The organism is Psychrobacter sp. GW64-MNA-CIBAN-0177 (assembly GCF_040309585.1).
GTDB classification, from domain to species: domain Bacteria; phylum Pseudomonadota; class Gammaproteobacteria; order Pseudomonadales; family Moraxellaceae; genus Psychrobacter; species Psychrobacter okhotskensis.
In genome coordinates this window covers 32,793-46,020 of sequence record NZ_JBEOOY010000012.1, presented here as the reverse complement: position 1 = coordinate 46,020, position 13,228 = coordinate 32,793, and the positions used below count along the sequence as shown (strand labels likewise).

Annotated in this window: 8 protein-coding genes and 1 pseudogene; 6 read left to right on the top strand and 3 right to left on the bottom strand. The window is 45.2% G+C overall.

The features are described from left to right. Nucleotides 1–65: 65 nt before the first annotated feature. From AAEY79_RS09110 to AAEY79_RS09090, 5 genes and pseudogenes are all read left to right on the top strand, one after another. On the top strand, nt 66–1,949 hold the full coding sequence (locus tag AAEY79_RS09110; protein ID WP_173238906.1) for a DUF389 domain-containing protein: 1,884 nt from the start codon (nt 66–68) through the stop codon (nt 1,947–1,949). 155 nt (nt 1,950–2,104) lie between these two features. Further along, nucleotides 2,105–4,780, top strand: coding sequence for an alanine--tRNA ligase (gene alaS, locus AAEY79_RS09105; RefSeq protein WP_025653038.1), 2,676 nt, complete (start codon nt 2,105–2,107; stop codon nt 4,778–4,780). 342 nt (nt 4,781–5,122) lie between these two features. Continuing rightward, nucleotides 5,123–6,409, top strand: a complete 1,287-nt coding sequence (locus AAEY79_RS09100; RefSeq protein WP_025653037.1) for an aspartate kinase — start codon at nt 5,123–5,125, stop codon at nt 6,407–6,409. A 371-nt stretch (nt 6,410–6,780) separates the two neighbouring features. Continuing rightward, nucleotides 6,781–6,948: pseudogene (gene csrA, locus AAEY79_RS09095) on the top strand (carbon storage regulator CsrA); the annotation flags it as partial. A gap of 168 nt (nt 6,949–7,116) precedes the next feature. Next, nucleotides 7,117–7,491: a HopJ type III effector protein gene (locus AAEY79_RS09090; RefSeq protein ID WP_037026278.1), complete on the top strand. Its 375-nt coding sequence runs from the start codon at nt 7,117–7,119 to the stop codon at nt 7,489–7,491. Between the two features lie 106 nt (nt 7,492–7,597). Here the strand turns inward: AAEY79_RS09090 and AAEY79_RS09085 are convergent, their stop codons facing one another. Next, nucleotides 7,598–7,909: a YeaC family protein gene (locus tag AAEY79_RS09085; protein WP_025653035.1), complete on the bottom strand. Its 312-nt coding sequence runs from the start codon at nt 7,907–7,909 to the stop codon at nt 7,598–7,600. 38 nt (nt 7,910–7,947) lie between these two features. Next, on the bottom strand, nt 7,948–8,952 hold the full coding sequence (locus AAEY79_RS09080) for an NAD(+) kinase (protein WP_173238908.1): 1,005 nt from the start codon (nt 8,950–8,952) through the stop codon (nt 7,948–7,950). Nucleotides 8,953–9,249: 297 nt separating this feature from the next. On the opposite strand from AAEY79_RS09080, the gene AAEY79_RS09075 reads away from it, so the two are divergent. Further along, entirely contained in the window at nt 9,250–9,972 is a 723-nt protein-coding gene (locus AAEY79_RS09075; protein WP_201565685.1) for a Bax inhibitor-1/YccA family protein, read from the top strand. Between the two features lie 118 nt (nt 9,973–10,090). Here AAEY79_RS09075 and AAEY79_RS09070 read toward each other — a convergent pair whose 3' ends face one another. Continuing rightward, complete coding sequence (locus tag AAEY79_RS09070) at nt 10,091–12,910, bottom strand: heavy metal translocating P-type ATPase (RefSeq protein ID WP_201565686.1); 2,820 nt, start codon at nt 12,908–12,910, stop codon at nt 10,091–10,093. Nucleotides 12,911–13,228 lie beyond the last annotated feature (318 nt).

Below are 13,228 nucleotides of genomic sequence, written 5' to 3'. Positions count from 1 at the left end.
TACGGTTTTCTACATTTATCATTACAATAGCGACTTTCTGTCATTCGCTAAGAAAGTTTTTCACTATGACCTTATCTAATAAACAGTCAGCTGTTGAGTCAGCAACGACAAAAGATGCCTTAGACCAGATTGATGCTCAGCAGGTGTCAGAGTCTATTGCTAATAATAATGCAACTGATGAAGCTAATGTCGATGAAATGTCGTGTCCAAATGATAAAATCCAGACTCATAAAACCTTGGATAATGAAACCTTAAACAATGAAAATCCAAGCAATACTGAAAGCGACATTGAGCAAAATGACATTGAGCAAGACGGCATTGAGGAAAATGATCTAGGTGCTCAACATCCTGAAGCTAAAGTAAAGATGGAGTCGCTTGGACCCGATGTGGTAGTGGCGAGTGTTGAAACATCGGAGCCAGAAACCCAAGCATCTGCCGACATGGAAAAAACAGAAGTTGGCGCGTCAAATGCTGATGATGTAGAAAAGCAAGGTACTGAAGATAGTCAGGAAACCCTAGTTGATGAAGCCACCGTTGAAGCAGAAGCTACTGACGATTCTAGGGTGCTAACCGACGCTAGCAAAACAATTGACCATGAATCCACGGCGGATGCGACGGATCCCAAAACAGACGAAAGTATGTCCATACAAGGTACAAGTGCAGAAAATACAGTAGAACCTGAAACACTAGTCACGCCAGCCTCCAAAGGAAAAACGCAGCCCAATGCCAAAGCGTTGACTGCTACTGAAAATGAATCTAAAAATGAGTCAAGCAAAGATGATGCACTAGAAAAAATGCCTAACGACGAGGCAGAGAATAACGACAAAGAGGAAGAGAAAGAGGACGAAGTCAAAGAACAAAAAGAAGCCAAACTGGAGTCTTATAAGCAGTTTGTTGCTGAGCAATTCAGCAACCAAAAGGTAGACTATCCAGAAGTACGAGTCAGAATCGAGGCCAACGCTCTGCCTAGCAAAATGTATTTTATTATGAATATACTTTCTGCCATCATCGCCAGTTATGGGTTGGTAACCAATTCAGCTGCCGTGGTCATTGGCGCCATGTTGGTTGCCATGATGTTAGGTCCCATTACTGGCATAGCATTAGCGATTATTGATCATCGTATGCCATTGCTACGTAAATCACTGATTACGGTTATCGTCGGCGTATCATTGGTCGTACTGGTCGGCTTCGTCGTCGGTTGGCTGCACAAAGATCAGCCATTAACGACAGAGATACTATCGCGCACTCAGCCGACCTCGATGGATTTGATGATTGCCTTAGCAGGTGGTACTGCTGGTGCTTATGCGATGGTATCACCGCACCTATCAGTGGCAGTGGTCGGCGTAGCAGTAGCAACCGCTTTGGTGCCGCCACTGGCTGCCAGTGGTATTTTATTTGCCAATGGCGAGATTCAGCTAGGCTTTGGCGCCTTACTGTTAGCTGTTACCAACATTATTGCCATCCAATTTACCAATGCGCTTGTATTATGGCTTTTAGGCTTTCGTCGTTTGGTCAAGGACGACTACAAATCAAACACCTACCTGACTTTTTTGCAACGTAATGCAGTGACCCTATTGTTGTTAGCAGGGTTGGGCACTTATTTAACTATTAATCTACAAACCAACGCCAAGCAGCAAGTCTTTGAAAGCAGCGTCAAAGAAGCCATCAACAGCTACTTTATTGATAAGGGTAACGTACTGACCAATACTCAGTTTGATACCTCGAAAGAAAATAAAGTCGTACGTGCGGTCATTCGCGGAGAGACGACGCCTACCTCATACGATGTACGACAAATCGAAACTGTCATTACCCAAGATATGGCAGAGAATTTCCCTGAGTATTTACCCATTAAGCTACAGCTGCGCTACTTGCCAGTACAAGTCATTGAGTCCAATCCATTGATACAAGACAAACTCGACAAGACCGATGCGGCGATTTTGACCAATTAGCTTTTATGCGCTACCAAAACCATCGACTATTTAGAGACGCAGAATAACCTAGCAGTTGTAACTCTTGTACCAAGAGCTTGGGCGTTTGTGCTAAAATCGCTTGCAAAATTATTTTACTTTATCTATTCAATTCTATCCGTCAGTAAGGAGCCGCTGTGAGCCAGCCATTTCGCTCAGCCGATATTCGTCAAGCTTTTATCGATTTTTTTATAAGCAAGCAGCATACCCCTGTTTCTTCATCTAGCCTAATTCCGCACAATGACCCGACATTGCTATTTACCAATGCCGGTATGAATCAGTTTAAAGAAACGTTTTTGGGCATGGAGCCGCGTGATTATACCCGTGCAGTAACCTCGCAAAAATGCGTAAGAGCGGGCGGCAAGCATAATGATTTGGACAATGTTGGCTATACGGCGCGTCATCACACCTTCTTTGAGATGCTGGGCAACTTCTCCTTTGGCGATTATTTTAAGCAAGCGGGTATCGAGTACATTTGGGAATTTTTGACATCCGATGAATGGTTGGCTATCGATAAAGATCGTCTATATGTGACCATTTATGAGACTGACGACGAAGCCTTTGATATTTGGCATAAAGACATCGGTATTCCTAGCGAGCGTATTATCCGTATTGGTGATAATAAAGGCGCGCCTTACGCATCAGATAACTTTTGGACGATGGGCGATACTGGCCCTTGTGGCCCTTGTACCGAAGTGTTTTATGACCATGGCGCAGACATTGAAGGCGGTTTGCCGGGTACACCCGAAGAAGATGGCGACCGCTATATCGAGATTTGGAACTGTGTCTTTATGCAGTTTAACCGTCAAAAAGACGGCACCATGTTGCCACTACCTGCTCCTAGTGTCGATACTGGCATGGGGCTTGAGCGTATCAGCGCTATCATGCAAGGTGTGCATGGCAACTACGAAATCGATTTATTTGTGCACTTGATGGATGCCGCTGCTGAGATTTTAGACATTGAAAATCAGCAGCAGTCGTCGCTAAAAGTCATCGCTGATCATATTCGCGCTGTTTCATTTTTGATTGCTGATGGTGTCACGCCAAGTAATGAGGGTCGTGGCTATGTGCTGCGCCGCGTCATTCGCCGTGCCGTACGTCATGGTAATAAGTTGGGCGCTGATAGTGATTTCTTTTATAAGATGGTCGCGCCACTGGTCGCTGAAATGGGCACTGCCTATCCAGAGCTAAAAGACAAACAAAGCGTCATCGAAAACGCCATTCAAAAAGAAGAAGCGCAGTTTGCCAAGACATTGGCACAGGGTTTACGCTTGCTTGCCAGCGAACTTGAAGGCTTACAAGACGGCGATACCCTCTCTGGCGAAGCCGCCTTTAAACTTTATGATACTTATGGCTTTCCGCTTGATTTGACCGCCGATATCACTCGTGAACGCGGTATTGTAATCGACGAAGCGGAGTTTGATGAGCACATGCAAGCACAACGTGAACGCGCCCGTGATGCTGGCAAATTCGATGTTGATTATAGCAGTGTCATTCAAGTAGACAACCCAACGACATTCATCGGCTATGAGCAACTTGAAGAAAATGGCGTGACTGTTAATGCCCTTTATCAAGATGGCAATCCTGTCGATAGCTTAAGCGAAGGTATGGAAGGCGTTATCGTCCTTGACCGTACGCCGTTTTATGCTGAAGGTGGTGGTCAAGTCGGTGAGTTGGGTGAAATTCGTAGCGCATCTGGTGTTTTTGAAGTGCAAGATACCAAAAAATCCGGGCAAGCCATTATTCATCATGGCGTCGTGACCATGGGTGATATCAGCACTAAGCAAACAGCTGACGCCCAAGTTTTATCTAGTATCCGTGCTGCTAGTGCCAAAAACCATTCGGCCACTCACTTATTGCATGCCGCATTAAGAGAGGTATTGGGTGATGAAGTCACACAAAAAGGCTCGCTGGTCTCAAGCGACGTGCTACGTTTTGACTTCTCCTATGATAAGCCCGTCACTGCTGCCGAGATTACACGTGTAGAACGTCTCGTTAATGAGCAAATCCAAGCCAATACCCCAGCCCGTATCGAGCATATGTCTATCGATGAAGCGATGAAGCAAGGTGCCATGGCACTGTTTGGTGAGAAGTATGGCAATGACGTTCGCGTGCTTACTATGGGCACCGACAGCATTGTCGATGGTCAGCGTCAGCCCTTCTCTATTGAGCTGTGTGGTGGTCTTCACGTGCAGCGTACGGGCGACATTGGTGTCTTTAAAATTACTAGCGAATCAGGTATTGCCGCAGGTATCCGCCGTATTGAAGCCGTCACAGGTATGAATGCCATAAAAAACATTCAGCAAAGTGAGCAACAACTCAGCGAGCTTGCCAGTCAGCTAAAAGTAAAACGCCCTGAAGTGGCACAGCGTGTCCGTACTATGGCGGATAAGCAGCGCGACCTAGAGAAGCAGTTAGAGCGTTTAGAACAGAAAATGGCCAGTGCGCAAGCCGCTAACTTGCTTGATGATGTGCAGACTATCGCCGGTACGCCAGTTCTTATCAGCACCTTAGGCGGTGTGGATGGCAAATCAATCCGTACGCTGATGGATGATATCAAATCCAAACTGCCTGATAGCGTGATTGTATTGGTTGGTGATAAAGACGATCAGCTAGCCTTAGCCGCAAGTGTCGCAAAGTCTGTCACTGCTAAAGTAAAAGCCGGTGATATCATTCGTCATTTGGCAAGTGAGCTTGGCGGTAAAGGCGGCGGCAAGCCCGATTACGCCCAAGGCGGCGCACCGAAGTCTGGCAACAGTAAAGCAGTCATTGACGCGCTACCCGCTTGGATAACTACCCAGCTTGGTGAATAAGCCATTTAGCTGACTGCCATTCAGTGCGTTAAACGTCATTAGTATGGGCGAGCAGCAGGAATGATACGATTGGTTATACGCTTTATAACCAATCGCCATATATCTAATCCGTACTGACACTTAACCTTACAAGCCGAGTATGGTATAAAGGTCGACGTTTGGGCATATCCTTAATTCCATTCATATCGCTCATTCAGTTTAACGCAGGCACCAATGGATAAACAAAAGGCATAGGGCGCAACTCTTATAATACGGCTTTATCTACGCAAGCATTGATTGACAGATACATTGCTGCTTATCGATGATAATAAAAGGCCATTAATGAATAATAGGTAGATTTTTATGGCGTTAATAGTACAGAAATACGGCGGCACCTCGATGGGCAGTATCGACCGCATCAAAAACGTCGCCAAACGAGTTAAGCGCTGGCATGATAATGGTCATCAAGTGGTGGTCGTTGTCTCTGCCATGAGCGGCGAAACCAACCGTTTGATTGATCTGGCACGCCAAATTAGCACCCAGCCTGATCCTCGCGAATACGATCAAATGGTCTCAACGGGTGAGCAGGTCTCTATCTCGTTACTTGCAATGGCCATCAAAGATCTTGGTATTGGTGCTCGTTCATTCACCGGTCGTCAGGTCGCTATTAAAACTGATAGCTCACATAATAAAGCCCGTATCGAAAGCATCGATGATAAAAACATTCGTGAGCAATTGGATGCTGGTAATATCGTGATTGTGGCTGGTTTTCAAGGTATCGATGAGGATGGTAATGCAACGACGTTAGGTCGCGGCGGCTCTGATACGACAGGTGTTGCGATTGCCGCAGCCTTGGGCGCAGATGAATGCCAAATCTATACCGACGTCGATGGTGTCTATACCACTGATCCACGCGTCACCTCAAAAGCCAAAAAGCTTGAAAAAATTACTTTTGAAGAAATGCTGGAGATGGCGAGCCTAGGCTCAAAAATCTTACAAATTCGCTCAGTAGAATTTGCGGGTAAATATGGCGTACCGCTACGCGTCCTCTCTAGCTTTGATGAAAATACCGATGGTAGCTTTGACGACGACTTTAAGAACAATGTCGGCACCCTAATTACGATAGACGAAGGAGACAATATGGAACAGGCAATCATCTCAGGTATCGCTTTTAATCGAGACGAAGCAAAAATAGTCGTGCGCGGTGTGCCCGATCACCCTGGCATCGCCTCTGCTATCTTGAGCCCTATTGGTCGCGCCAATATCGAAATTGACATGATCGTGCAAAACCTATCAACCAATGGCACCACTGACTTTACCTTTACGGTGAATCGTACTGACATGGACAAAACCATGAAAGTGTTAAACGATGAAGTCAAAGACGAGATTGGTGCCAAAGAAATCTTGGGTAACAGCGAAGTCGTCAAAGTTTCTTTGGTTGGTGTTGGTATGCGCTCGCATGCTGGGGTTGCTAGCCTCATGTTCCAAACCCTCGCAGAAAACAACATCAATATTCAAATGATATCGACCAGTGAAATCAAAGTATCTGTGCTTATCCAAGAGCAGTATCTAGAAAAAGCAGTTAAATCACTGCACACGGCATTTGGTCTTGATCGTGAAGATGGCGACAGCAAAATCGCTGGGCTATAATTTATATTAAAACCATTAAAAATATAGACATAGCATTAACAGTTATCGATTACATCGGCATCAATTACTTTCAATAATGTGTTTATCCAAATAGGGTCTTTTTAGATCCTATTTTTATTTTTATTATTGTTCTGATTGGTATATACCTAATAGTTTTGTGAAAACCCGTGACAGTATCTGTTATGCCCCCTATAATGGGGCTTTCATTTGGGCTAAATGAATCTACCTATCATTACCGCTATTCGCCTAACGTTAGACATAGTAGCTTGTAAGCTAAATACAAGGTGTGTTTAGTGCGGCGGTAATGTCCTGTAATTGAGAAGTAATCTGATGAGTAATAATCTGTTGATGCGACATAAGGAGTGTGACGCATGTTAATTTTGACACGCCGCGTGGGCGAAACGTTAATGATTGGTGACGAGGTCAGTGTGACTGTCCTAGGCGTTAAAGGCAATCAAGTGCGTATCGGTGTTAATGCGCCAAAAGACATTGCCGTACACCGCGAAGAGATTTACCAACGCATACAGCATGAGCGTTCGGTACAATCACAAATGCAGCATCTTGAGCAAGGCAGTTTTGCGCCTTCCTTTGATGATGAAGACTATTTTAATCGCTAAGCTGAGTCTTAACACCTAACCACTAATAATCATTGAGCACACACCAAGCACCGTACTTTGCTTTTTAATCTGCTCTGAGGTCATTTATTTATGAGTATTCGCCAATCAGATGTATCGGCTCTACTTAATGGTTTGAATAAAAAAGCCATTGGATTCAATGATGTCATCAGTTTTATTGATGATTTTTATCGTTATGCGCCCGCCCCTTTCGTTAATGGCATGCAGCACAATGCCGCTGGCGAAAACGAAGGCAGTGCGAAAATTTTTGGTTTTGCCAAACACCATGGTCTCAATCAATTAGACACGCTAAAACTATTTGGTGAACATTATACCAAAGTGCTAGAGACGCCTAAAGGCACTGATCATGCCAATATCCGCAATTTTTTGCATTGGGGTTGGCAAGGGTTTTTGATGCAAAAGAATCCATTGACGGTCCGTCCAAGTGTTGATACGACTGCGCTTTAATCATTTTTAAGCACAAAAAAAAGCCACGCTATATAATATAGCGTGGCTTTTTTATTGAGCGACTACTGCTGTGATTAGCGATACTCTTGCTTATTTATCACAAAGCTTATTTATCACGAAACTTAACTGGCTGGATAGCGCCCTTAGGATTGGGCATATTGGGATAATGATGTTCGTGCTCGACATCACATTCAGCACCGACGATTGAGCCATCGTCCTTTACAGGTTTATGAATATAACCGGTACGCTCGGCCGCAGGTAGATGCTCATGCTCCCAAACCATTACCGCTTGCATACAAGTGTCGCGCTGCTCAGGGGTTAATTTACGGCCATCTGGCCATTTGCCAAGCTCAATGGCCATACGGAATTTATCGACCACGTCTGGTGTTAGCGTTGCTAATATTGTTTGCTTATCCATCTCACTCTCCACGACTATTTTTTATACGACAACTGCTTTTATTCATCATCCATAATATCATCATCGATATCAAGACTGAATTCTTCGGCATGGACGTTCCAGTGTAGTTTGGTACGGCACGCCTCATAAAAATCAAATCCTGGAGGATGTAGCAGCGTTAGCTTATCAGGGTGCTTACGAATATAAAGCCGCTGCTCTTGGTCGAGCGGTATGCTGGGCTTGCCATCTGCACTAACCATCGGCTGCGTGCGATTGTCCTCATGGATGCGAATACAAACTTCGCTATTGCCACTGACTACAATCGGACGACTGGACAAGGTATGCGGATGCATGGGCACCAGACATATTGCATCCATACTCGGATGAATAATAGGGCCACCACCAGATAGTGCATAGGCTGTGGAACCAGTAGGCGTCGCCACAATCAAGCCATCGCTGTGCTGTCTATAGACATCGTGACCATCAATTTTCATCTGAAAATCAATCATATGTACTGACTTACCAGCATGCAATACGATATCATTGAGCGCCATATCTTCATGGATAATATTTCGCCCTTCTCGTATTTCCATCGTCAAGAGAAACCGATGATCCAACTGATAATCGCCCATCAATACTTGACGCAATTTAAAAGCAGCTTCATCAGGTTTGACATCAGCTAAAAAACCAAGGCGACCACGGTTGACACCCAAGACTGGCACGCGATATCGAGCCAGTGCTTCAGCAGCATGCAATATAGAGCCATCACCACCGACGACGATAACCAAATCACAAATCTCACCTATCAAGCTACGCTTAACGATTTTGACTTTTTCGATCTCAGTAAGATCCAAGGTTGGTAGATGGGCAGTTTGCATGTCCATTATCAGGGTGAGATTCATCTCATTGATAGTTTGGGCAATCTGCACCAGACTTTGGGTGACGCTGCGCTTGCCTGCGCGCCCCATTAATCCAATACGCCGAAACGCTGGATTTTTGATGGCGTGGAACAGCTCTGATGCATGTAAGTGTGGCAATCTTTCGGACTGCGCGGAGTTTTCCATAAAACGACTCGGAATAACGGTAAAATACAGGGCAATGATAGCGATAAATGAGCGCTTAAACTAGCATGTTTTATCAATTATCGTTGTTAACTGTCGTAATCAACCCCATATAACAACCATTGCACGCCCATTTATGGCCTGCTTACCGCGCTACTGAGCATCCCTAGCTAGTCCAAATAATAAGTCAGATGATGGCTGCGTCAATCCTTGACAGCCGTCACGCAAACACAGTTGACAATAACCAAGCTTTTGCTAAAGTAGCAGTAATTTATATCATTTTTAATTAAGGACATATGTATGGCCAATCCTATTGTCAGTCGCGCAGAGCTTGCGATCGGCGGTCAGCCGATGACCGTCAAAGGTGTCATCCAAAAGACCAGCTTGTTGCTTGGTTTATCTGCTATCACTGGTGTCGGCTTTTTCTTTTATGCGCTGATGGCAGGTCTATCGCAAGGTTTTATTACCATGGCGGCCTTTGGTAGTATGTTTGCCGCTTTTGGCCTCGCGATCTTTATCACTTTTAAGCCACAAAAAGCCAAAACTTTCGCGGTCCCTTATGCGCTCTTAGAAGGTATCTTCTTAGGCGGCATCTCGCTATTCTTTATGAGAATGTACCCAAGCGTACCAGTCACGGCGATGTGCGCAACCTTTGTGACGGCAGCGGTTATGCTAGGGCTATATCGCTCTGGTCTCGTTAAGGTGACGCAGAAATTCCGCTCTATCGTCACCTCAGCGCTTATTGCCATCATGCTCGTTTATGTTGCGCAATGGGTACTTTCTTTAGCGTTCGGTTCGAGCTTACCTTTCTTATTTGAAGGTGGCGTTATCGCTATTGGCTTTAGTTTATTTGTGATTGTTATCGCTTCTTTTACGCTATTACTTGATTTTGATAACATTGATCGCGGCGTAGCAGCTGGTATTTCTGAAGACTACGAATGGTTATTTAGTATCGGTATTCTTGCGACGCTAGTATGGATGTATATCGAATTTATGCGTCTGCTTAGCTACCTACAAGACTAATCTATAACTGGCTAATAATAATGATACCTAAAATAAAAACCGTCTTTTGCTAAAGGCGGTTTTTTTATATTTGAACCAAAGTAGGTATTATATGCAGATAAATACCACGTATAAGAAACTAAGCACGTTTTAGACGCAGTGCATTTAATACCACAAATAATGAGCTCAGCGACATCCCAATGGCGGCAAGCCAAGGTGGGACATAACCAAACGCGGCAGGTAATAATACGATACTGTTATAAGCCAGTGCCCAGCGGAAGTTTTGTTTGATAATGCGTTCCGTTTTATCCGCGATACGCTTGGCGGCCGTGATGGCTTCAATCTGTCCATTAAGGATGATACTATCGCTTGACACCTGCGCCAAATCTGCCGCGCCAGCAATCGAAGTCGACACATCTGCTGCTGCCAACACGGGCGCATCATTAATACCGTCACCAACCATCAGCACGACTGACCCTTGTGCTTGCAGCTGCTGGATATGATTGACCTTATCTGTTGGTGACAGACCATTATATGCCGCCTGCATGCCCAAAGTCTCCGCCATGACCAGCGCCTGCGGACTGGGGTCGCCCGTCAGCATCACAGACTCAATACCTAAGTTTTTGAGCGTATCCAGCATTGAGCGGGCGTTATCACGCACTTTATCGCTAAAGTAAAAACACGCCAGCGCTTGCCATCCACTTGAGGAGCTTGTTTGACAAGACAACACAACCGCTGAGCTGGCACGCTGGCTCAGTAAATCGATCGTTAAATCATTGTCTGCCTTTGCACCAGTAGCACCTTTATCCAAAGCAAAGTCTACATGACCAATACGATATAGAACGCCATCAATCATGGCTTCTACCCCGCCTGCTGGATAATGCAGCAAGGCTTGAGTGGGCGGCAGATGTAATTGATAAGCGGCGGTCAGTAGCGCATGAGCAATCGGGTGACGACTGCCTACTTCTAAGGCCGCAGCAATGGCTAAGAAACGGTCTTTTTGCAAAGGCAACGCGCTTGAGTCATCGTTTTCATCTTGGCTGAACGATTTTATTAGCTCAATGTTCAGTAAGTTTGGCTTGCCATAAGTCAATGTCCCTGTTTTATCAAAAGCCACATGCGTAATCTCTGCTAAGGTTTGCAGCGTATGACCACGCGTGGTCAAAAAGCCATAGCTGGCCAATCGATTGGTAGAGACAGTCAAAGCAATCGGTGTGGCTAGTGACAGCGCGCAAGGACAAGTCGCCACTAAGACTGCAACCGTTGCCCAAATAGCTTGGCTTGGATCGACAAAATACCAGCCGATAAATACCAATGCTGACAATACTAAAATCCGCGCCACAAACCAACGAGCCAGCTTGTCCGCTTGCTGTGCCAGTTTGGGCTTTTCACTCATGGCACGATTCATCAGCCGATCAATTAATCCAATCTGACTGTCTTCTGGCAGTGCCGTGACCAGCATCTCAAACGGCTGACTGTCGTTTTGTGCGCCGCCGACAATATAGTCGCCTTGGGTTTTGATAATTAAATCACCTTCACCCGTTAGCAAACTCTGTGAGACTGTTGCGGTTGAGCTAAGCAAAATACCATCACTGATAATCTCAGAGCCAGCCTCAATCATGATGATGTCACCCACTTGTAAGCTTTGGGCGGTCACCATTTGTTTTTGTTCTGCGCCATACGCTGGCTTTAATAGGTCTGGTTGACGGCTGGTTTGTTGCCAGTCTTGAGCTATACGATTGGTTATTTGATGAACATTGGCATCCATACTCTGCATAAAATTGGGTGTATACTTCGTTGGAGCGCTGACTGCGGCACTTATTGCACTATCAGCACCTGTCTCATGAACTGCCTGATTAATAGCACTCGTATCTACTTTATCAAAGGCATTTTGTTGTAACTGCTGCAAAATGAGCGCAGCGTCTCCTTTGTTTTCAGCAATTTTTTGTACTAAAACTGGCTCCACCACTACTAAGTCATTGGCCATCGTCGCCGCTTTTAGACGGGCATTATGCTCGATATAACGCCCTGCCAATAAGAAGAAAATAAACATGCTGACCGAATCATAATAGGTCTGACCGTTTCCAGTAATGGTGGCGTACAAACTGGCGAAAAATGTAACAATCAAGGCGATACTGACCGGTACATCCATATTGACTTGGCGCGCGCGAACTGCCGACCATGCAGACGTAAAGAACGGTATGCCCGCATAAAAGAACACGGGAATACTGACGAATAACGACACCCAACGCAAAAAGTCGCGCTGCAATATCAACATCCCGCTATATTCACCAAAATATAGTGCGACCGCATACATCATTGCTTGCATCGCACCAAGTGCAGCGATTCCTAGGCGTAGCAGCATCTTGTTATTGTGCTTAGCCAGCATTGCCTCATGGGTATCTTGACGGTAAGGCTTAGCTTCGTAGCCTATTTCATTGATAATAGCTAGAATACGGCTGATAGGCAGCTTACTCTCGTCCCAAATGACGCGCATACGCTGATTGGTCAAATTGACCTGACACTTATTGATACCATCAATCTCATAAAGACGCGATTCGATAAGCCACGTACAGGCAGCACAGCGTAAGTTATTAACGGACAATTCCGCCACCGACAGACCATCTTGAGCATAAACGAACTGTGACTTTATCTCATCATGATCATAGGCTTCGAGGCGCGTCAGCTGGGTAGGCAAACTTGCCGTACGGTTGATTTCCGAACGATCAAGATAATATTGCTCAAGCCCTGCCTCGACGATACTTTGCGATGCCAACTGACAACCCATGCAGCACATCTCACGGGATTTACCCAATATATCGGCATAAAACGGCGGCTGCGGTACTGGGTCGCCACAGTGAAAACAATGACCAACAAGAGGCAGGACCAACCCTTCGGTGATAGAGTTGTCTTCATAATAATGGCTGGAGGTTGGTATTGGTGAGGGGGCACTAGACATAATCGCGCTTACTTCCTTTAGACAGGTTTGCTCGAACCCAATTCACTTTGAGAAAACTTGCTATCATCAAATATGCCTAATGTTATTTAAAACAGCTATTTTAAATAAGCTCGACACGGCTAGCACAGATAGAGAATCAACCGCTAATTCATACAAAAAACATCGTTAGAATAATCGTAAATTGTTATCTTATATGGCACTGATAAAGCAAATTAAAAGCGCGCTGTGTTTTTGTATAAACATCACTGTCAATAGATCGATTATACTATAAGCCGGTGCTGTGAACAGCATAACCCCTCATAGAGTCATCCCACTGAA